The 20,855-nt window shown below is 72.0% G+C and carries 17 protein-coding genes and 1 pseudogene; 4 read left to right on the top strand and 14 right to left on the bottom strand.

What is annotated here, in order from left to right; translation table 11 throughout:
* Window positions 1–262: 262 nt before the first annotated feature.
* From IF67_RS0118060 to IF67_RS0118035, 5 genes and pseudogenes are all read right to left on the bottom strand, one after another.
* Window positions 263–1,918 carry a beta-N-acetylhexosaminidase gene (locus IF67_RS0118060; RefSeq protein ID WP_030986843.1) on the bottom strand — a complete coding sequence of 552 codons (1,656 nt, stop codon included), beginning with the start codon at window positions 1,916–1,918 and terminating at the stop codon, window positions 263–265.
* Between the two features lie 7 nt (window positions 1,919–1,925).
* Window positions 1,926–2,108: pseudogene (locus IF67_RS44980) on the bottom strand (carbohydrate ABC transporter permease); the annotation flags it as partial.
* A 399-nt stretch (window positions 2,109–2,507) separates the two neighbouring features.
* A complete protein-coding gene (locus tag IF67_RS39300) occupies window positions 2,508–2,801 on the bottom strand; it encodes a DUF3039 domain-containing protein (RefSeq protein WP_026169910.1) in 294 nt (97 codons plus the stop codon).
* 306 nt (window positions 2,802–3,107) lie between these two features.
* Window positions 3,108–3,788 carry a hypothetical protein gene (locus tag IF67_RS0118040; protein WP_030986842.1) on the bottom strand — a complete coding sequence of 227 codons (681 nt, stop codon included), beginning with the start codon at window positions 3,786–3,788 and terminating at the stop codon, window positions 3,108–3,110.
* A 242-nt stretch (window positions 3,789–4,030) separates the two neighbouring features.
* Entirely contained in the window at window positions 4,031–4,702 is a 672-nt protein-coding gene (locus IF67_RS0118035) for a YqgE/AlgH family protein (RefSeq protein ID WP_030986840.1), read from the bottom strand.
* 297 nt (window positions 4,703–4,999) lie between these two features.
* Between IF67_RS0118035 and murA the strand changes: the two genes are divergently transcribed.
* Window positions 5,000–6,346, top strand: coding sequence for a UDP-N-acetylglucosamine 1-carboxyvinyltransferase (gene murA / locus IF67_RS0118030; protein WP_030986839.1), 1,347 nt, complete (start codon window positions 5,000–5,002; stop codon window positions 6,344–6,346).
* A 630-nt stretch (window positions 6,347–6,976) separates the two neighbouring features.
* Window positions 6,977–8,173, top strand: coding sequence for a serine hydrolase domain-containing protein (locus IF67_RS39295; protein WP_030986837.1), 1,197 nt, complete (start codon window positions 6,977–6,979; stop codon window positions 8,171–8,173).
* Between the two features lie 192 nt (window positions 8,174–8,365).
* Here IF67_RS39295 and IF67_RS0118020 read toward each other — a convergent pair whose 3' ends face one another.
* From IF67_RS0118020 to IF67_RS0118005, 4 genes are read right to left on the bottom strand one after another with little or no spacing between them, the layout of a single operon-like run.
* The gene (locus IF67_RS0118020; RefSeq protein WP_030986835.1) at window positions 8,366–9,418 is read right to left on the bottom strand and encodes an ABC transporter ATP-binding protein; all 1,053 of its coding nucleotides are present in this window, start codon (window positions 9,416–9,418) and stop codon (window positions 8,366–8,368) included.
* Window positions 9,415–10,323 carry an ABC transporter permease gene (locus tag IF67_RS0118015; protein ID WP_030986833.1) on the bottom strand — a complete coding sequence of 303 codons (909 nt, stop codon included), beginning with the start codon at window positions 10,321–10,323 and terminating at the stop codon, window positions 9,415–9,417. The genes IF67_RS0118020 and IF67_RS0118015 overlap by 4 nt, the downstream gene beginning before the upstream one ends.
* Complete coding sequence (locus tag IF67_RS0118010) at window positions 10,311–11,204, bottom strand: ABC transporter permease (RefSeq protein ID WP_030986832.1); 894 nt, start codon at window positions 11,202–11,204, stop codon at window positions 10,311–10,313. Before IF67_RS0118010 ends, IF67_RS0118015 begins: the two co-directional genes overlap by 13 nt.
* A gap of 39 nt (window positions 11,205–11,243) precedes the next feature.
* Window positions 11,244–12,392: an extracellular solute-binding protein gene (locus IF67_RS0118005; protein ID WP_420708679.1), complete on the bottom strand. Its 1,149-nt coding sequence runs from the start codon at window positions 12,390–12,392 to the stop codon at window positions 11,244–11,246.
* A 290-nt stretch (window positions 12,393–12,682) separates the two neighbouring features.
* Here IF67_RS0118005 and IF67_RS0118000 point away from each other — a divergent pair, with 290 nt between their 5' ends.
* Both IF67_RS0118000 and IF67_RS0117995 read left to right on the top strand, forming a co-directional pair.
* Complete coding sequence (locus tag IF67_RS0118000; protein WP_030986828.1) at window positions 12,683–13,423, top strand: GntR family transcriptional regulator; 741 nt, start codon at window positions 12,683–12,685, stop codon at window positions 13,421–13,423.
* An 84-nt stretch (window positions 13,424–13,507) separates the two neighbouring features.
* Window positions 13,508–14,188 carry an HAD family hydrolase gene (locus IF67_RS0117995; RefSeq protein ID WP_051818220.1) on the top strand — a complete coding sequence of 227 codons (681 nt, stop codon included), beginning with the start codon at window positions 13,508–13,510 and terminating at the stop codon, window positions 14,186–14,188.
* Window positions 14,189–14,347: 159 nt separating this feature from the next.
* Here IF67_RS0117995 and IF67_RS0117990 read toward each other — a convergent pair whose 3' ends face one another.
* The 5 genes from IF67_RS0117990 to IF67_RS0117970 form a co-directional block, all read right to left on the bottom strand.
* On the bottom strand, window positions 14,348–14,629 hold the full coding sequence (locus tag IF67_RS0117990; RefSeq protein WP_030083433.1) for an HU family DNA-binding protein: 282 nt from the start codon (window positions 14,627–14,629) through the stop codon (window positions 14,348–14,350).
* 307 nt (window positions 14,630–14,936) lie between these two features.
* Window positions 14,937–16,370: an NAD-dependent malic enzyme gene (locus IF67_RS0117985; RefSeq protein WP_030986825.1), complete on the bottom strand. Its 1,434-nt coding sequence runs from the start codon at window positions 16,368–16,370 to the stop codon at window positions 14,937–14,939.
* A gap of 424 nt (window positions 16,371–16,794) precedes the next feature.
* Complete coding sequence (locus IF67_RS0117980) at window positions 16,795–19,299, bottom strand: HelD family protein (protein ID WP_030986823.1); 2,505 nt, start codon at window positions 19,297–19,299, stop codon at window positions 16,795–16,797.
* A gap of 221 nt (window positions 19,300–19,520) precedes the next feature.
* Window positions 19,521–20,255 (bottom strand): anti-sigma factor family protein, encoded by a 735-nt coding sequence (locus IF67_RS0117975; protein ID WP_030986822.1) that lies wholly within the window; start codon window positions 20,253–20,255, stop codon window positions 19,521–19,523.
* The gene (locus IF67_RS0117970; protein WP_088797889.1) at window positions 20,252–20,791 is read right to left on the bottom strand and encodes a sigma-70 family RNA polymerase sigma factor; all 540 of its coding nucleotides are present in this window, start codon (window positions 20,789–20,791) and stop codon (window positions 20,252–20,254) included. The genes IF67_RS0117975 and IF67_RS0117970 overlap by 4 nt, the downstream gene beginning before the upstream one ends.
* Window positions 20,792–20,855: the final 64 nt, after the last annotated feature.

The raw sequence follows: 20,855 nt of genomic DNA, 5'->3' as shown, positions 1-20,855 counted from the left end.
CACATCTTCCCGGGCCCTCGGCGCGAGGGTCCGCGAACCGGCGATCCGTCCCCGGACAGGGCGCTGGTCCGGTTTCGTCCGCCGCCGACCGTGCGGGAATTGCGGTGTGGCGCATCGGTGGAGGAGTCCGGCGTCGCGCACACCGTCGGTACGGCAATGCCGCCCGGTACGCCGGTACGGCGGCACAGCGGTGCGGGGGGACCGCCGTACCGCACCACCGTCCCAGGGTCCGGCCGCGCGAGCGCCCTCCTTGCACCGGGGCTCACACGTTTGGGGGCGCCCCGTCGATCGGGCGTCCGAGCACGCCGGGCCGTTTCTGCCAGGGCAGGGGGCCGCCGGGCGGGCGGTAGTCGACACCGAGGGCGTCGAGGCGGGCGTAGTGGACGGCCATCCGCCGGGTGAAGTCCTGGTAGTCGCGGTCGGCCGGTGCGGGCAGCCGCGACCAGGCGACCTCGGCGAACGCGGCAAGCCGTGGAAACACCTGGTAGTCGAGGCGCTGCTGACTGTCCATGACCTCGGTCCAGGCATTGGCCTGGGTGCCCAGGACGTGTGCGGCCTGGTCGGCGGTCAGCTCCGGTGGTACCGGCTCGAAGCGGTAGACGTCCTCCAGGGTCCGTACGAAGCCGATCGGCACCGGCTCGTCCGGGGAGTGATGCTGACGGTGGTCCAAGTACACCTGCTGTTCGGGGCACATCACGACGTCATGGCCGGATTTCGCGGCGGCGATACCCCCGGCGTAGCCGCGCCAGGAGGAGACCGCGGCACCCTCGGCCAGTCCGCCTTCCAGGATTTCGTCCCAGCCGATCAGGCGGCGGCCTCGGTCGGCGAGCCAGCGGTCGAAGTGCCGGATGAACCAGCTCTGGAGCTCGTCCTCGCCGGCCAGTGACAGCTCGGCGATCCGCGCCTGGGCGGTGGCGGACGCCTTCCACTGGTCCTTGGGGCACTCGTCGCCCCCGATGTGCACGAACGGCGAGGGGAAGAGCGCGAGGACCTCCTCGAGCACCTGCTCGTAGAACCGCAGGGTGTTGTCGGTGGGTGCCAGTACGTTGGGGTTGACGCCCCAGGTGTCCCAGACCTTCAGGGAGGTGGTGTCGATGACGTCGGTGTTGCCGAGTTCCGGATACGCGGCGATGGCGGCCTGCGAGTGTCCGGGGATGTCGATCTCGGGCACGACGGTGATATGCCGCTGGGCGGCATAGGCGACGATCTCGCGGATGTCGTCCTGGGTGTAGTAGCCGCCGTGCGGGCGCTCGTCCCAGAGGGGGGAGGCCCGGTGACCGAGTTTGGTGCGCTCCCGCCAGCCGCCGGTCCCGGTCAGCTTCGGGTAGCGCGCGATCTCGATCCGCCAGCCCTGGTCGTCGGTGAGGTGGAGGTGCAGGACGTTGAGCTTGTGGGCGGCGAGCAGGTCGAGGCAGCGCAGCACACCGTCCTTGGGCAGGAAGTGCCGTGCGACGTCGAGCAGCATGCCGCGCCAGCCGAAGCGGGGGCCGTCCTCGATGGTCTGCTGCGGCAGGACGGCCGCGCGCCCGGGGGCGAGCGGCGCCCGGCGGAAGGCGTGCGGGCCGAGGAGCTGCCGCAGCGTCTGCGCTCCCCAGAAGACGCCCGCCGGGCTGCCGCCGGTGATCCGTACGCCCCAGCCGGTGACGGCCTCCAGGCGGTAGCCCTCCGCGGGGAGGGCCGGGTCGAGGGTGAGCGCAAGGGTGTCCGTCGCCCCGTCGGAGCCGGGCGGCAGCGGCAGGCCGAAGGCCGCGCCGAGGGTGGTGCGCAGCCAGCGCGCGGTGTCCTCGGTGCCGGGTGCGGCCGCCAACGCGGTCTCGTCGCCCAGGCGGACGGCGCTGCGGTAGGGCCCGTCGATGCTCAGGGGCGCCGGGACCAGGCCGCCGCCCGGTGCCGTCGGGGTGGGGTCTGTGTCGGGCATGCCGTCCGTCCTTCACCGCGCCGCCCGGCCCGGGACCGGTCGGCCTGTACGAGTACGAAGAGGAGCACGAAGAAGACCAGCACGGGGATGGTCGTCACGGTCGATGCTGCCATGATCGCGCCCCGCTCGTTCCGGTTCGGCGCGAAGGTACGGAAGACCGGCCGCGCGGGGGCACGGTGGACTGCGCGGTGATGCCGGGGAGGGACATGGCGCACAGCAGTGCTGTGGCGCGGGGGCCGGAGATGACCGGCGGAGGCGGGCGGGGGCGGTGACCCGGGCGCACAATTCAGGGAAGATCACGGGCGGTTGCGCCCCGGCCCAGGGCCGTCGCGTGCTCTCCGGGCCGGGAAGCGGCTACCGCCTCACCGGGCCGGGAAGCAGCTACCGGCCCGGCCGGGGCTTCCGCCAGGGCTCCTACGGGAATGCCGACGGGCCCGGTCCACGAGGGGACCCGGGCCCGTACCCGACGCGGAGCGCCGCCGCCTCATGACGGACGGCTGCGCCCGGCGGCTCTGCGGCACTTCGGCTCTGCTGTGCTCACGGGGCGGCAACCGGCCGTGGCCGGCCGGGCGTCACGGCCGGCGGTTGCTTACTTCTTGCCGCCGTCCTTGCCGCCCTTGTCCTTGTCGCCACCGGCGCCCATGGACTCGAAGATCTCCTTGCACATCGGGCAGACCGGGTACTTCTTCGGGTCGCGGCCCGGGACCCAGACCTTCCCGCACAGCGCCACGACGGGGGTGCCGTCGAGCGCGCTCGCCATGATCTTGTCCTTCTGGACGTAGTGGGCGAAGCGCTCGTGGTCGCCGTCGCCGTGCGACACCTGCGGTGTCGGCTCTACGAGGGTCCCCGTACCTGCCCCGCGCTCGGGCTCAAGAGTGCTCATAACAGCCAAGGGTACTCACGCGCGCCGCAACCCGGGAGCGTCGGCCCGTCGCCAGGTGGAGCGCCAGACCCGCCGCCGCCACCCCGGCGGCCACCCACGGCAGCGCGTACGGCGCCGGCCCCGCCCCGAGCGCCGGCCCGCCGAGCGCCGAGCCGACCGTGCCTGCCCAGAGAGAGGGCCGAGTTGTTCAGGGCGAGGGCGACGGTGCCACGCTCGGCGCGCAGCGCCGGCAACCGGTCTGCTGGGGCACCAGGGCCGGTGAGGGGCCCACCGTCCCTGGAGGGCCCGCCCCGGGGAGGGCCTCCCCTAGGAAGCCACTGCCATCCCGCCCCGCGCCCCGGCCGTCAGGCCCAGCTTCGTGGCGAACGCCAGCGCGGCGTCCGGCCGGACCTCGTACCAGGAATCCTGGCCGCAGACCGCGTCCAGGAGCGTGCTGATGTCCTCGGCGCCGACGCTGCGGGCCTCGGCGGCGGCGAGAAAGGCCCGGACCGCCGCCAGGGCGTCGACCTCGGTCTCCGTGCGGGCCACCAGATCCTCGACGATGTCCCGGACCGCGTCGTCACCGGGGGCGACCCAGCTCATGGCCATCTCCAGGCCGTCGTCCGGCATCTTTTCGGGGTACGGCGCGCGGGCCCAGGCGCCGTCCTGCCACCAGTAGACGAACCCGAAGAGGTTTCCCTCGGCGTCCTCGCGCAACTGCTCCCAGGGCAGCCATGCGGGACCGCCGTCCAGGAAGTCGATCTGCCGGCTGGCGCTGTGCGTATGGCTGCCGTCCGAGTCCTGGCCGCACAGCAGGGCCCGGCCGTCCTCGAACAATTTCAGCCGCCACCAGTAGCTTCCGCCGCCGTTCCAGCACTGCAAACCCAGGTCGCCCCAGGAGAATTCGTCTCCGTCGTCCATGGCGGCCGCCACTACCGCCAGCGTCGCGGCGCGCGCCCACAGGCGCTCCGGGTGATCCAGGTCCTCGGGCACGCTCGGCCTGTGCATGGCGCTCTCCCCCGCTTGTCCAGCACGGTCCCGCCGACGCGACCGCGCACCGTCCCCTGTCGTCCCGAACGATAGCGACGGGGGCTGACAATTCCCCATGACGAAGCCGTCACAATAATCAAGTCGTCAACAAAAATGTGGCGACCGACGGCACGCCCGCCGTCCGCCGCCGCCCCGACCCCGGCCGCACCCCTCGGCACCCGTCCGGGATCTGATCCCCCCGAAACGCAACCCGGCGAGGGTCAGTTCAGCGACGGATCGTCCGGATAGGTGGCCACCATCGCCAGTTCGTTGCGCTGCCGGCGCAGCACCGCGCGCCACAGCTGTTCCGGGTCGGGCGAGGAGACATCGCCGGGCTCGGACTCGACGACGTACCAGGCACCGTCGACCAGTTCGTCCTCCAGCTGGCCCGGACCCCAGCCCGCATAACCGGCGAAGATCCGCAGGCTGCCGAGCACCGCCGCGAGGAGTTCCGGCGGGGCCTCCAGATCGACCAGGCCGATCGCGCCGTGCACTCTGCGCCAGCCCAGCGGCTCGTCACCCGATTGGACGCCCGCCCGGTCCGCGGCCGGTGCGCCGGCCGTCTCCGCGCCGTCGCCGTTGGCCAGGGCGCCGCTGTCCACCGACGGGATACCGCCCTCACCGGACAGCCCGCCGGGCACCACGGCGACCCCGAGCGCCGAGTCCAGCGACACCGGGCCGCCCTGGAAGACCACCCCGGGCTCGCCGGCCAGCGCGGCCCAGGGCGCGAGGATGTCGGCGACGCCGACCGGCGTGGGACGGTTGAGGACCACGCCGAGGGAGCCCTCCTCGTCGTGGTCGAGGAGCAGCACCACCGCGCGGTCGAAATTCGGATCGGCGAGCGCGGGGGTCGCGACAAGAAGCCGCCCTGTGAGCGAGGACACCTCGGTCATGGCCACATGATCCCGCACTTCTGCCCGGAGCGGGGAGTCAACGCCCGGACCCGGCCGAGAGCAGGGCAGGGCGTACGGCGGCAGCACCGGCGCACAACGTCGGCGCCGGATAGGCCATTCAAGACATTCCCCCGCGTTTTCAGCCAAAGGGCGATTACAGATCAAAGGCGCATCGTAGCGGAGCGTGTTGTGACAAAGCCATTACATGCACAGAGGCTGCACGGGTCTACGGACTCACCCCCGCCCGCCCTTACCATTTCAGCTTGGCCCCTGCCCGTCTCCAGGAACGCGAGATCCATGACCGTCTCTACTGACGACGTACTGCTTGTCCACGGCGGCACCCCGCTCGAGGGCGAGATCCGGGTTCGCGGTGCGAAGAACCTTGTGCCGAAGGCCATGGTCGCCGCCCTGCTCGGCAGCGGCCCCAGCCGGCTGCGCAATGTGCCCGACATCCGCGACGTACGCGTGGTGCGCGGGCTGCTCCAGCTGCACGGCGTCACGGTGCGCCCCGGTGACGAGCCGGGCGAGCTGGTCCTCGACCCGTCGCACGTGGAAAGCGCCAACGTCGCGGACATCGATGCGCACGCGGGCTCCTCACGGATCCCGATCCTCTTCTGCGGCCCGCTGCTGCACCGGCTCGGCCACGCCTTCATCCCGGGCCTGGGCGGCTGCGACATCGGCGGCCGGCCGGTCGACTTCCACTTCGACGTGCTGCGCCAGTTCGGCGCGACGATCGAGAAGCGCGCCGACGGGCAGTACCTGGAGGCCCCGCAGCGTCTGCGCGGCACCAAGATCCGGCTGCCGTACCCGTCGGTCGGCTCCACCGAGCAGGTGCTGCTGACCGCCGTCCTGGCCGAGGGCGTCACCGAGCTGTCGAACGCCGCCGTGGAGCCGGAGATCGAGGACCTCATCTGCGTATTGCAGAAGATGGGCGCGATCATCTCCATGGACACCGACCGGACGATCCGGATCACCGGTGTCGACAAGCTCGACGGCTACACCCACCGCGCCCTCCCGGACCGCCTGGAAGCGGCCTCCTGGGCGTCCGCGGCGCTGGCCACCGAGGGCAACATCTACGTCCGCGGCGCACAGCAGCGGTCGATGATGACCTTCCTCAACACCTTCCGCAAGGTCGGCGGCGCCTTCCAGATCGAGGACGAGGGCATCCGCTTCTGGCACCCGGGCGGCCTGCTCAACGCCATCGCCCTGGAGACCGACGTCCACCCCGGCTTCCAGACCGACTGGCAGCAGCCGCTGGTCGTCGCGCTGACCCAGGCGTCGGGCCTGTCGATCGTGCACGAGACGGTCTACGAGTCCCGGCTCGGCTTCACCTCCGCGCTCAACCAGATGGGCGCGCACATCCAGCTCTACCGGGAGTGCCTGGGCGGCTCCGCCTGCCGCTTCGGGCAGCGCAACTTCCTGCACTCCGCGGTCGTCTCCGGGCCCACCAAGCTCCAGGGCTCCGACCTGGTCATCCCCGACCTGCGCGGCGGCTTCTCGTACCTGATCGCGGCGCTGGCGGCGCAGGGCACCTCCCGGGTGCACGGCATCGACCTGATCAACCGCGGCTACGAGAACTTCATGGAGAAGCTCGTCGAGCTGGGCGCCGACGTCGAACTGCCGAACGGCGCACTGCCCAACTGAGGTTGGGGCAACGGCCGGCTGAGGCTGGTGCAGTGCCCGGCTGAGGTCGGCGCACTGCCCGCCCGGGGCCGCGGGAGGGGCCGGCGCGCCGCCCGCCTGACGGCTGGGGGCGGTTTCCACCGCTCCCCCACCCCACCCGCACACCCTCCCCCGCCCCCTCCCCTTCCCCGAAGGGGGAGGGGAGGGGGCGGGGGCCCGGAGAAGGGACCGGCTCCGGGGCCCGCCGTGCGTACTTGAGCCGACTTTCCGGCCGGCCCTGAAGGGCCCCGCTTCCTTCTCCGCAAGGCGCCGCCTCCTCCACGCCGTCCACAAGGCCCCGCCTCCTCAGCCCCGTCGACAAGGGCCGCGCTTCCTCAGGGCCCGCTTCCTCAGGCCCGTCGACAAGGACCGCGCTTTCGCACGGCCATCGACAAGGCCCCGCTTCCTCAGCGCCATCGACGCCGAATGCCCGCAACAGCCGTACGAGCGGGCGGCGGTGGAAAGCCCGCCTCCTGCGGTGAGGAACCCGACGGTCCGGTGGAAAACCCGCCCCCGGCCGCCGCGAACCCGCCCCTGCCGGTGGAAAACCCGACCGTGAGACCTCTGGCCGGCCGGATGTTCTCCGCCCCTGCCCGCTCCTACAGTCGGGCCATGTCAATCACGCAACGTCGGATGACGCGCCGGACAGCGGCCGTCCTTTCTGTCGCGCTCTTCACAGCGCTCTTACCCTCCGGGTCCGGAGCGGTGGCCGCCGCCCGGACCTCCCCGCTGCAACGCGATGCCGACGCGCTGCGGGACGCCGGCGTCACCGGAGTATCGGTCCGGCTGGAAACGCCCCGTGGAGTGCGCACCGTCCGCAGCGGAGCGGGAGATCTCGGCACCGGGCAGCCCCCGCCCGCGGACGGGTACGTGAGGATCGGCAGCAACACGAAGACGTTCGTCGCGACCGTGCTGCTCCAACTCGTCGGCGAGGGTCGGCTGTCGCTCGCCGATACGGTGGACACATGGCTGCCGGGCGTGGTCCGTGGCCACGGAAACGATGGCCGCCGGATCACCCTGCGCCAGCTGCTCCAGCACACCAGTGGACTGCCTGACTACGTCAACGACGTCGTCCCGGACCCCAGCGCTGCGGGGTACCGCCACCACCGCTGGACCGTCCACACCTCCGAGCAGCGCGTCGCCTTCGCCATGAAGCATCCGCGCTCTTTCGACCCCGGCGCACGCTGGGAGTACTCCAACACCAACTACGTCCTCGCCGGCATGGTGATCAAGGCGGCCACGGGCCACTCCTGGGAGCGGGAGGTCCGGGACAGGATTCTGCGTCCGCTGCGGCTGACACACACCCTCACGCCCGGAAACCGGCCGTTCCTGCCCCGCCCGCATGCCCGCAACTACCAGCAGTTCGAGCCCGGCGGGCCGATGACCGACACCACGGTCGCCTACCTCCCCTTCGACGGGGATGCCGACGGATCGATGATCAGTACGACGGCGGACACCGACAGGTTCTTCGCGGCGCTGGCGCGCGGGCGGCTGCTGGCCCCCGCGCAGCTCGCCGAGATGCAACGGACGGTCGAGGTCACCGAAGGCCACGGCAGCCCCCCGGGAACCCGCGACGGGCTCGGCCTCCTCTGGATACCGCTGTCCTGCGGCGGCGGGTACTGGGGGCACAGCGGCACCGGGTTCGGCTACGTGGTGTGGCCCGGCGTGACCCCGGACGGGCGGGCCGCCGTCACCGTCTCCGCGCACAGCCGCCCCGGGGACAAGGACACCGCCCTGCGCCAGCTCCGGGGCATCACCAACCTCGTCGACCACGCCCTGTGCGGCGCGCGGGACGCCGGAACCCGGTGACCGCTTCCGGCCATCGGGGCACCGCGCCGATCCCGGTGACCTGCTCCGGGCAGCAGGGCTCCACGCCACCCTCACGGCACGGCTCCGGCCCCGGGCCCCACCCGCACACCCTGCCTCCCCTCCCCCCGGAGGGGAGCCAGGGCGCGCGGCGCATCGCGGACGGAGCGGGACTCCGGACCGCGAAGCCCCAGCTCAGCCCTCCGCCACCAGCACCGGCTTCTCGTGCGGGGTGACCGTGCACCGTGCGCCCGGTGTCAGGCCGCCCGCCTCCCAGCTGGGGACATCGGCCTTGAGCTGGACGCCGGTCTCGGTGGTCAGGTGGAGACGGGTGGTGGCGCCCAGGAAGGTCGCCACCCGTACGGTCGCGGACATCCCCTCCGCGCCCGCGTCCGTACGGATGGCGAGGCCTTCCGGCCGGAGCAGTACGTCGACCGTACGGCCCTCGGTGCCCGGCTCCGCCCCGTGGATCGGCAGGCGGCGGCCGAACAGTTCCACCACCCCGCCGTCCCGGACGGTGCCGGGCAGGCGGTTCATGGTGCCGACGAACTCCGCGACGAACGGTGTCGCCGGGCGCTCGTACAACTCGGCGGGTGCGGCGCACTGTTCGAGCCGTCCGCCCTGCATCACGGCGACGCGGTCCGCCATGGACAGCGCCTCTTCCTGGTCATGGGTGACGAAGACGGTGGTGATGCCGAGTTCGAGCTGGATGCGGCGGATCTCCTCGCGGAGGCTGAGCCGCACCTTGGCGTCCAGCGCGGACAGCGGTTCGTCGAGGAGCAGCACGCGCGGCCGGACGGCGAGCGCGCGGGCCAGGGCGACGCGCTGCTGCTGGCCGCCGGAGAGCTGGTGCGGATAGTGGTCCTCGCGGCCGGGCAGGCCGACCAGTTCCAGCAGCTCCCCGGCGCGGGCGGCGCGCTCGGCGGTGGAGGACTTGCGGACCCGCAGGCCGTAGCCGACGTTCTGGGCGGCCGTCATGTTGGGGAAGAGGCTGTACGACTGGAAGACCATGCCGATGTCGCGGCGGTGCGCGGGGACGTGGGTGACGTCCTGGCCGTCCATGGTGAGCTCGCCGCTGTCGGCGGTCTCGAAGCCCGCGATGATGCGCAGCGCGGTCGTCTTGCCGCAGCCGGACGGTCCGAGCAGGGCGACCAGCTCGCCGGGCGCGATGTCCAGGTCGAGGCCGTCCAGCGCGGTGGTGGCGCCGAATTTCCGGCGCAGCCCCTTGAGTTGTACGGGTACGGTCATGACGTCTTCCTTTGCCGGCGGGTACGACGGGTCCGTCCGCCCGCCAGGAGGGTGAGCAGAAGCAGCAGGCCCCAGGTGAGGAAGAGGCTCAGCATGGCGGCGGCCCCGGCGAGTTCGGCCTCCTCGTTGCCGACCTCCACCATCCACACGGCGAACGGCCGGTAGCCGAGCACGGAGGCCACGGTGTATTCGCCGAGCACCATGGCCAGGCTGAGGACCGCGCCGCTGACGACGGCGGGCCGCAGATTCGGCACGACCACCCGCCACAGGGTCATCAGCCGTCCGGCGCCCAGGCTGCGGGAGGCCTCGACCAGCGTCTTGAGATCGACGGCCCGGAGTCCGGCGTCCAGCGAGCGGTAGAGGAACGGCAGCGACATCACGGTGTAGAGCAGGACGAGGACGAGCGGGAAGTTCTCGTTCTGGATGACCATCAGGGTCTGGTAGAAGGGCGTCCGCGCCAGGCCGGGTGCCCAGGACAGCACCGTGTTGACGCCGGCGACCAGCGCGATCGGCGGGACGACCAGCGGCGTCATGCACAGGATCTCGACGAGCGGGCGCAGCCGGGGCAGCCGCAGATGCACGACGACCATGGCGGGGACGACCAGCAGCAGGCCCAGCGCGACGGTGGCCAGGCCCAGTTCGACGGAGAGCTGGAGGCTGCCCAGCATGTCGCCGGAGACCAGATGGCCGGTGTAGACGTCGAGGGAGAAGCCCTTGACGGGGTCGTCGACGGTGAACCAGAGGGAGGCGGCGACGGGGACCGCGAAGTAGAGGAACGCCACCAGGAGGACGGCGAGGCGTCCGTAGGGGCGGCGGCCGCGGGCCGGGGGTGCGGGGCGCTGCCCGGGGGCGCGGTCCGAGGGCGGTGCCACGGGCGGCTGCGCGGCGGTGGTCATCCCAGCCATCGGGCACTCCTGCGCTGTAGCGGTATCTGTACGGCCATCACCAGCAGCGCGATGACGACCATGTTGAGGCTCATGGCGAGGGCCAGGTTCTCCTGGCCGACCAGGACGTTTCCGGCCAGTGCGTTGGAGATCTGCACGGTGATCAGCGGCACCGAACTGCCGACCATGACGGCGGCGGTGGCGTGCGAGGCGAAGGCGGTGCCGAAGAGCAGCACCGCGCCGCCGAGCAGCGAGGGCAGCAGCACGGGGATGCCGATGTGCCGCCAGAACTGGCCGCGGGTGGCGCCGCAGGAGGCGGCGGCCTCCCGCCACTGGGTGCGCAGCCCGTCGAGCGCGGGCAGCACGGTCACCACCATCAGCGGGATCATGAAGTAGAGGTAGGCCAGCACCAGTCCGGCGGTGGTGTAGAGGCTGAAGCCGGTGCGGTCCAGGGACAGCAGCCGGGTGAGGGTGCCGGTGGTGCCCAGCGTCGCGACGAACGCGAAGGCGAGCGGGGCGCCGGAGAAGTTGGCGAGCACGCCGGAGGCGGCGACCACGGCGCGGCGCAGGGCGGGGCGCCGGGAGCCGACGACGGCCTGGGCGATGAGAGTGCCGAAGAGCGTCGCCAGCACGGCGCAGATCAAGGAGAGCTGGACGCTGCCGCCGAGGCCGGTGGCGTAGATGCCCTTGAGCGACTGGCGGACGTTGTCGAGGGTGGCGTGGCTGTTGCCGGTGGCCGGGTCGGTGGCGGTGAAGGCGCCGTACACCAGGGCGCCGGCCGGCAGGCCGAAGCACAGCGCGAGGAAGGCGAAGAACGGGAGGACGGCCGGCCAGTGGCGGCGGCCGGTTCTGCGGGACGGGCGGCCGGGCGGGCCGGCGGCCGTCGTGGGTCGGTCACTCATGCGCGGGTCTCCAGGAGGCGGGGAGGGGGGTGAGTGGGGTCAGCCGACGGCCTTGCCCCAGCCCTCGTTGATGGCCACCTTGGCGGCGTCCTCCTGTTCCGGTGTGGGGAACCGGGGGGTGCCGTGGACCTCGGGGAGGCGGGCGGCGGCCTTCTTGTCGGCGGTGCCGTCCTTCTCCATCCGGTCGAGGAGGGCGGGCCGGGAGTAGCCCCGCAGCCAGATGTTCTGGCCCTGGGGGCTGTAGAGGAATTCGAGCCACAGGCGGGCGGCCGCGGGGTGCGGGGCGTAGGCGTTGATGCCCTGGTTGTAGTACTGGGAGTACTGGCCGTCGGACGGCACGGTGACCTGCCAGTCGACGCCCTTGGCGGTGAGTTCCTTGCGGTAGCCGAGGTTGAGGTAGTCCCAGTCGAGGGAGATCGGGGTCTCGCCCTTGCGGATGGTGGCCGGTGAGGACTCGACCGGCACGAAGTTGCCGCGCTGCTTGAGCTTCTTGAAGAACTCCAGGCCGGGCCGGACGTCGTCGAAGGATCCGCCGTTGGCGAGCGCGGCGGCGAAGAGCGCGGAGAACGCCGAGGACGACTCGGCCGGGTTGCCGTTGAGCGCGACCTTGTTCCGGTACTCCGGCCGCAGCAGTTCGGCGAGGGTCCTGGGGCACTTCTTGACGGCCTTGGCGTCGCAGCCGATGGAGATGTACCCGCCGTAGTTGTTGAGGTACGAGCCGTCGGCCTGTTTCTGCGCGCGGGGGATGTCCGGCCAGCCGGTCACCTTGTACGGCGCGAGCAGCCGCTTGCCCTGGGCGTTGCGCATGAACGCGGTGCCCAGGTCGAGGGCGTCGACGGCGCGGTCCTGGCCGCGGCGCTTGTCGGCGGCGCCGAGGGCGAGCTGGCTGGTTCCGCCGGGGTTCTCGTTGTTGACCTCGATGCCGTACTTCCGCTCGAAGGTCTTGATCATCTCGCCGTAGTTCGCCCAATCGGGGGCCAGCGCATAGACGTTGAGCCGGCCCTCCTTCCTGGCCGCCTTGACGAGCGCGTCCATGCCGCCGAGGTCCGCCGCCGACCGGGCGGTGGCCGCCTTGCCGGTGACGGCGGCCGGGGCATAGCCGCAGCCGCCGGCGGCCGTGGCGGCCACAAGGACCGCGATGCCGACGGCGAGCGCCCGGCGCACGGGGGCCGGTCGGGGTCGCTTCACTGGTTACTCCTGGATCTTTGGCAGCCAACCTGTATGAACAAGCTGCCGTCAGTAAGCCCCGTCAAAGTAACCGCAAGAGGGACTCGAAATAAACCCCTGGCGACATAAAAACCGCAGGTCATAAGCGTTATAATGGAAAAGGTTTAGAGTTTGGCGCAGTGGTTAGACGCATACCCCGTGACTGCGTGGATATCTACACCTGTGCACAGCTGACCCGATCGTTCCGACCCTGTCCGCAGCCCCGGAGCCAGACCGCCGGCCACGTCCTGACCTGGCCGCGAGGAGTCCTGTTGACCCGACGCCACCAGCAGATCGCCGAGGCCCTGCGCCGGGAGATCACCGACGGGCGGCTCCCGGTGGGCAGCGCACTGCCCTCGGAGACCGAACTCGCCGCCACCCACGGCGTCTCGCGCGGCACGGTCCGCCAGGCACTGGCCGCGCTGCTCGCCGAAGGCCTGATCGGCTCCCGCCAGGGCGCCCGGCATCTCGTGCTGAGCACCGCGCCCAGCCAGAGCTTCACCGAGCTGCGCAGCTTCGCCCAGTGGGCGCGCGCGGGCGGCCACACCCCCGGCGGCCAGGTCCTGGAGAGCGACCGCGGCACCGCCGACCGGGAAGAGGCCGCGCTGCTGCAACTGGCGCCGGGTGCCGAGGTGCTGCGGGTGCTGCGGCTGCGGACCCTGGACGGCGAGCCGGTGTTGCTGGAGCGCACGGTCTACGCGGGCTGGATCGCCGAGGCCGTCGAGGAGCTGCCGGCCGGCTGCGAATCGGTCACCCAGGCGCTCCTGGACTCCTGCGGCCTGGTTTTCGCCCACGGCGAGCACCACTTGGACGCCCTCGCGGCGGGCACCGTGGACGCCCGGGAGTTGCGGGTGCGACGGGGCAGCCCGCTGCTGCGCGTACGCCGTACCACCACCACCTCGGAGGGCCGCCCGGTCGAGACCTCCGACGACCGCTACCGCCCCGGCGCGGTGGTCTTCACCGTCCGCAACTCCACCCAGGCCAACCCGCTGGCCCGCACCCAGGCCGACTGACCCCGGGCGGCCCGGCCCCGGCCCTTCGCCTCCCCCAACGCCCCAACGCCCTCACGCCCTCACCAGCGAACTGCGAGCCCGCCCATGCCCGTGATCCCCCCGCCGCCCGCCCGCACGCTCCCCGCGGCCCTGCTGTGCGACATGGACGGCACTCTCGTCGACACCGAGCACCAGTGGCTGGACGCGGTGGCCGGCTTCCTGCGGGAACAGGGCCTGGCGGCCACGGACGAGGTGCTGGCCGACTTCGCCGGGGCCCCGGTGGACGCCGCCGCCGAGCGCCTGGTGCACACGTACGGGGTGCGCCTCGGTGTCACCCGGACGGCCGCCCGGCTGGACGAGGACTTCACCGCCCGGGTCGCGTCCGGCGTCGCCGTCCAGCCGGGTGCGCTGCGGCTGCTGGACCGGGCGCGGGCGCTGGGCATCCCGGCCGCCCTGGTCACCGCCTCCGAGCGGCATGTCGCCGATCTGGTGCTGCGCACGCTCGGCGCGCACCGCTTCGCACTGTCGGTCACCTCGGGCGAAGCGCCGCGCGGCAAGCCGCACCCGGACCCCTATCTGGCCGCCGCGGCCGGTCTCGGCGTCGATCCCGCGGACTGTCTGGCCGTCGAGGACACCCCCACGGGCGCCGCGGCGGCGCTGGCGGCGGGCTGCCGGCTGCTGGCCGTACCGAGCGTGCCGGGCATCGTGCCCGGGTCCCGTACGGCCGTGGTGGCCTCTCTGGAGGACGTGGACCTGGCGGACTTCCCGTTCCCCCGGCCCGCCTGATCCCGGCGGGCACAGGCCGCCCCGGACGGGCGCAGGCCGCTCCGCGGGGCAGCCGCCGGGCGGGCGCCCGGACGGAACCCCCGGGCGGGCCCCCTGTGGCACACGAAAAGGCGGCCATCCCTGGGAGGGATGACCGCCTTTTATGCCGTTCTGGGGGTGTTACTTGCCCTTGGCGGCTTCCTTGAGCTTGGAGCCCGCGGAGACCTTCACGCTGTAGCCGGCCGGGATCTGGATCGGGTCGCCGGTCTGCGGGTTGCGCGCGGTGCGAGCGGCACGGTGGGTGCGCTCGAAGGTCAGGAAGCCGGGGATGGTGACCTTCTCGTCGCCCTTGGCGACGACCTCGCCGACCACCTCGGCGAGGGCGGCCAGAACGGCGTCGGCGTCCTTGCGGGTCACCTCGGCGCGATCGGCCAGAGCGGCCACCAGCTCACTGCGGTTCATGTTTGTACTCCCGTGTTCTTCTTGCCAATGAGGCGTGAGATCGAAGCCGATGCTGCCAGGGTCCTCGGACAGTCCCCGGACCCGGGTCTGGTGCCAGACCCTCGCGCCCGATTACGCATCCTGCCCCCACCTGCGGCGGTAAAGCCAATCCGGCACCCAGGAGGGTCACACGAAAAGCGCCACTGCCTCGTTAGTGGTGACGCTCCGTATCATTCCCGCTCCGGGCCGGCCCCACAGGGCGGCGGTCGCTTGCTGCCCGCCACCCTATGGGGGCCCCAACGGCGGCGTGTCCAGCGACGCGCCGTACTCAGACCGCCGTGGCAGCCGTCACAGCCGGGTCGCCGCTCTTCGCCGCTTCCCGGACCGCTCCGGCCACCGCGCCCGCGACCTTCTCGTTGAAGACGCTGGGGATGATGTAGTTCGGGTTGACCTCGTCCTCCAGGACGACATCCGCGAGGGCGCCGGCCGCAGCCAGCATCATCTCGGTGTTCACCGTACGGGAGTGTGCGTCCAGCAGGCCGCGGAAGACGCCGGGGAACACCAGGACGTTGTTGATCTGGTTCGGGAAGTCCGAGCGGCCGGTGGCCACGACGGCGGCGGTCTGCCGGGCGACGGCCGGGTCGACCTCCGGGTCGGGGTTGGCGAGTGCGAACACGATCGCGCCCTCGGCCATCTTCGAGACGTCGTCGCCGTCCAGGACGTTGGGCGCGGAGACGCCGATGAAGACGTCCGCGCCGACCACGGCCTCCTTGAGGGTGCCGGTGACGCCCTCCGGGTTGGTGTTGTCGGCGATCCAGCGCAGCGGCGAGTCCGGGTCGGCGTCGACCAGGTCCGTACGGCCGGCGTGCACCACACCGTGGATGTCGGCGACGACGGCGTGCCGGACACCGGCCGCGATCAGCAGTTTGAGGATGGCGGTACCGGCCGCACCGGCGCCGGACATCACGACCCGGACGTCCTCGGTCTTCTTGCCGACGACGCGCAGCGCGTTGGTGAGCGCGGCGAGCACCACGATGGCGGTGCCGTGCTGGTCGTCGTGGAAGACCGGGATGTCCAGGGCCTCGCGCAGCCGCGCCTCGATCTCGAAGCAGCGGGGGGCGGAGATGTCCTCCAGGTTGATGCCCGCGAAGCCGGGGGCGATGGCCTTGACGATCTCCACGATCGCGTCGGTGTCCTGGGTGTCCAGGCACAGCGGCCAGGCGTCGATGCCGGCGAAGCGCTTGAAGAGGGCCGCCTTGCCCTCCATGACGGGCAGGGCGGCCTTGGGGCCGATGTTGCCGAGGCCGAGGACCGCGGAACCGTCGGTGACGACCGCGACGCTGTTGCGCTTGATCGTCAGCCGGCGGGCGTCCTCGGGGTTGTCGGCGATGGCCTGGCACACGCGGGCGACGCCCGGGGTGTAGATCATCGACAGGTCGTCACGGTTGCGGATGGGGTGCTTCGACGACATCTCGATCTTGCCGCCGAGGTGCATCAGGAAGGTACGGTCGGAGACCTTGCCGAGCGAGACGCCCTCGATGTGGCGCAGCTGCTCGACGATCTCGTCGGCGTGGGCCGTGGAGGTCGCCGCGATCGTGACGTCGATGCGGAGCTTTTCGTGTCCGGACGCCGTGACGTCGAGGCCGGTCACCGAGCCTCCGTGGGACTCTACGGCCGTGGTGAGCTGGGAGACCGCGGTTCCGCTCGCGGGCACCTCCAGCCGGACCGTCATCGAGTAGGAGACGCTGGGCGCCGTTGCCATGGCCGACTTCCTCTGCTTTCACCGTGTCGCTGGATTGCCGTCCGATCGTCGCACCTACCGCGCAGTACGCGGTAGCCGCCCCGCATTGCGAACATTTTGTTCGCGAGCGCGCGCACCTTCGGAAAACGACTTCCACCATACGAGAAATCATGTCCACAGCAAAGAGGCCCACATCACCAGGTGATGTGGGCCTCTCGGAAGTCATGACACCGACCCGCCATGCTCGCCTCGCGGCAAGTGGTCGCTCGTAGCGACGATGGTTGGGCCCGGGGGCTTGGATCGGGCCGGTGCCGTCACCAAGGCTAACAAACCAACCGCGGAAGCGAATCCCGTCCCGCGGGGCCGATTTCAAGACCCCTCGTACGGCGGCGCGCAGCGCCCGGCCGAGGCCGCCGTACGGGTGCCGGCACGCGCCGGCGCGCGGTCAGTCCCGCAGCAGGTCGGGCACCCCGGCCGCGTCCGGATCGTCCCGTCCGGCCGACAGCACGGTCAGCTGCTGGGTGGCGCGGGTCAGCGCCACGTACAGCACCCGCAGTCCGGCCGGGGACTCGTCGGCGATCTCGGCCGGCGAGACCACCAGCGTGGCGTCGTACTCCAGGCCCTTGGCCTCCAGGGAGCCCAGCGCCACCACCCGGTCGCCGAGCGGGGCGAGCCAACGCCGGGCCTGCGCCCGACGGTTCATGGCCACCACGACGCCGACCGTGCCGTCCACCTGGCCCAGCAGCCGCTCCGCCTCGGCCACCGTGGCCTCGGCCAGCGCGGCTTCGTCGGGTGGCCCGGTCTGCCGGTCCCCGTCCGCGACGCATGCGAAGCGCGGTTCGAGGCCCGTGGAGCGGACCGCCTTCGGCGACTCCATACCGGGCATCGCCAGCGCGAGCACCCTGGCGGCCAGCGCGGCGATCTCCGCGGGGTTGCGGTAGTTCACGGTGAGCGTGAAGCGGCGGCGCGGGCGGGTGCCGAGCGCCTCGTCGCGGGCGACGGCGGCCTCGTCCGGGTCGGACCAGGAGGACTGCGCGGGGTCGCCGACGACCGTCCAGGTCGCCTGCCGGCCGCGGCGGCCGACCATCCGCCACTGCATCGGCGTCAGGTCCTGCGCCTCGTCGACGATGACATGGGCGTAGTCGGTGCGCTCCTCCTCCAGCCGCTCGCGGCGGCTGCGGCCGCCGCCGTTGCGGTCCGCGTAGGTCGAGAGCTCCTCCAGTCCGGTCAGATGGTCCAGCGGATCGGCCTCGCGCGGCCGGGGCGGGCGCAGCGGGGCCCCGAGAACCATCTGGAGCTCGTCCAGCAGCGCGACATCGTGCACCGACAGCGGGCCGTGCCCCTTGCTGTCCAGCCGGCGCAGGGAGCGGGCCAGTTGGCGCACCTCGCGCTGGTTGAGGAGGCGGCGCGCCCAGCGGCCCAGCAGACGCTCGTCGGCCATCGCGGCGAGCACCCCGCGCGGGGACAGCTCGGGCCACCAGGCGTCCAGGAACTCCTGGAAGTCGGGCTCGGTGGTGATGTCCTCGTCGAAGCCCTCACGGGCCTCGGCGGCCAGTTCGGGGTCGGTGTAGCGGCGGGCGGCGCCGGACTTGGTCCACAGGGCGTCCAGGATCAGCCGGCGGGCGCGCGGGCGGAGCAGATTGACCGGTGCGGTGCCGCTGAGCGCGGACTGCCGGATGGCGTGCAGCTCGTCGGCGTCCAGCTCGATCCGGCCGCCGAAGGCGACGACCCGCAGCCGGGCGGGTGCGGCCGGGGCGGGCCGGGAGGGTCTGGAGCGGGTCCGGCGGCCGTTGCGGGCACCGTCGTCGCCGTTCCGCGCGGGCGCGGTGAAGAGGTCCTCCAGGGAGAGCTGGGCGTCCGCGCCCGCCGCCCCGTCGGCCTCTGCCGGCGCCGCGGCCGCGGGGGCCGCCAGCTCCAGCGCCCCGCGGGCCGCCTTGCGCAGCAGCTTCTGCATCCGCGACGAGCCCTTGATACGGGACACCGCCGGCGGGTCGTAGGCCGTCGCCTCGGCGCCGTCCACGAGCGAGCCGAGCGCCCGGATGGCGACCTGGCCCTCCTCGCCGAGCGAGGGCAGCACGCCTTCGGTGTACGCGACCAGCAGCGGCGTCGGGGAGACGATCAGGATGCCGCCCGCGTAGCGCCGCCGGTCCTGGTAGAGGAGGTAGGCGGCGCGGTGCAGCGCGACCGCGGTCTTGCCCGTGCCGGGGCCGCCCTCGACCTCGGTGACGGAGGCGGCGGGCGCCCGGATCACCATGTCCTGCTCGGCCTGGATGGAGGCGACGATGTCCCGCATGGTGTGGCTGCGGGCCCGGCCCAGCGCGGCCATCAGCGCACCGTCACCGACCGCCGGCAGCTCCTCGCCGTCCAGCGTGGCGTTGACCTCCGGGCGCATCAGATCGTCCTCGACGCCCAGGACCTTACGGCCCTTGGAACGGATCACCCGCCGTCGGACGACCCGGCCGGGGGCGACCGGGGTGGCCCGGTAGAAGGGCGCGGCGGCCGGCGCCCGCCAGTCGATGACCAGCGGGGAGTACTCCGCATCGAGCACGCCGAGGCGGCCGATGTGCAGCGTCTCGGCGATCGCGGCGCGGTTGTCCTCGATCGCCCCGTCGGCGGGCTCGACGGAGGTGAAGGCGCCGTCCGGGCCCTTCTTTCCGTCCTTGCCGAGGAGCAGGTCGATCCGGCCGAAGAGGAAGTCCTCGTACTCGGAATTCAGGCGGTGGAGATGGGCGCCGGCCTGGAAGACCTGCGCGTCACGCTCGGCGAGCGCGCCGGGCGTGCCGACCTGGCCGCGCTTGGCGGCGTCGTCCATCAGGAACTCTGCCTCGTGGATCTTCTCCTCAAGGCGCCGGTAGACGCGGTCCAGATGCGTCTGCTCGGATTCGATCTCACGGTCGCGAACGGAATCCGAAGCGTGATCCGGTGCGTGCGTGGCGTTGTGCGCGGCCACCCAGGCCCCCTTCTGCTGTGCGTAGGGCAGCCGTCAACCGTACGCGAACCAGGCACCGCGCGCACCTGGTGAAAGGGACAAAGTCGGGCGAGTTTGGTCGGATGTTGACTCAAGGCTTTACGTCGGGCGTTCCCCGGTCGTGGGGATTGCCGGTCGTCGGCATGGCGGTCCTTGACGGGGCACCCCGTGCCGCACCCGGCCCGGGGCGTCGCCCGCCCGCCTCAGACGTCCACCTTCGCCAGTTTCTTGCCGTCCTGCGTGTTGATCTCGAAGTGGTCGATATCGCCGCGGTTGAAGCCCGCGCCGCCCGCCGCGTACAGGGGCTCGCGGTTCCACTTCATGGCGCCGTCCGGGATGCCGTAGCCCCCCTTGGGCACCGCCCAGGTGGTGACGGTCTGCCGCTTGCCGTCCTTGCCGACGGCGACCAGGTCGCAGGTGAGCGGCCCCTTGACGTTGGCGAGCTCCAGGACGACCTGGGTGCCCCAGGGCCGGGCCTCCATGGAGACGCCCGCCGAGACCTTGGTGTCCGGGTCGACCGAGTTCACCTTCTCGCCCGCCGCGTACTGGGCCCGGACGGCGTTCGCCAGCGGCGGCGCCGGCTTCTCCTCGGGGGCCTGGGGCTTCAGGGAGAGGGCGGCGACCGGCCCGCCGACGATCAGCACGACCGCCGCGGCGACCAGGAACAGCCGGCGCCGGGCACGGCCGCGCCGGGTGGCGGCGACCTCGCCCATCAGTCCGTCCAGCAGCCCCGGGCCGGGCACGGCCGTGATGGTCTGCGGGGTCGGAGCGGACTGCTTGAACTCGGCCAGTACCGGTGACAGGCCCATGAGTTCTTCGAGTTCGGCCGCACACTGGTGACAGCCGACGAGATGTGCCTCGAACCGGTCGGCGTCGGCAGCGTCCAGGACGCCCAGCGCGTAGGCGCCGACGTCGGTGTGCTGCGTGGGCGGGTTCACTCCGTCACTCCTCGTTCCTCTAGCGAGAGTCTCAGGGAGCGCAGCGCGTAGAACACCCGGGACCGCACGGTCCCGGCCGGTACGCGCAGCACCTCCGCTGCCTCGTTGACCGTACGTTCCTTGAAGTACGTCTCGACCAGAGCCTCTCGATGGGCCTGGCTCAGGTCGCTCAGCGCCTCCGAAATCGTCATCATGCGCAGTGCCCGGTCGATGACGTCGGCGGCCGGCATCGTCTCCAGAGGGGTCGGATCGACCTCCTGGGGTCTTGCCTTCCGGCTGCGGTGCCCGTCGATGACGATCCGCCGTGCGACGGTCACCAGCCAGGGTCGTATCGAGCCGGTAGCCCGTTGCAACTGATCGGCGTTGCGCCAGGCGCGCACCAGCGTCTCCTGCACCACGTCCTCCGCGCGGTGCCGGTCGCCCGCCACCAATCGCAGGACGAAGGCGAGAAGCGGGCCCGCGTGATCGTCATAGAGGGCTCGCATGAGCTCCTCGTCAGGTGTCGTCCTGTCTGCCACGACGGCATCCTTACGCACTCCAACTCCCGGGTCGATAGCCCAGATCGCCCAAGATCGCCGGGGGACCCTGCCATGAATCGGA

The organism is Streptomyces sp. NRRL S-1813, assembly GCF_000719605.1.
Classification (GTDB): Bacteria; Actinomycetota; Actinomycetes; order Streptomycetales; family Streptomycetaceae; genus Streptomyces; species Streptomyces decoyicus.
Note: the sequence above shows the minus strand (reverse complement) of the source record. Positions and strands in the feature narration are given on the sequence as shown.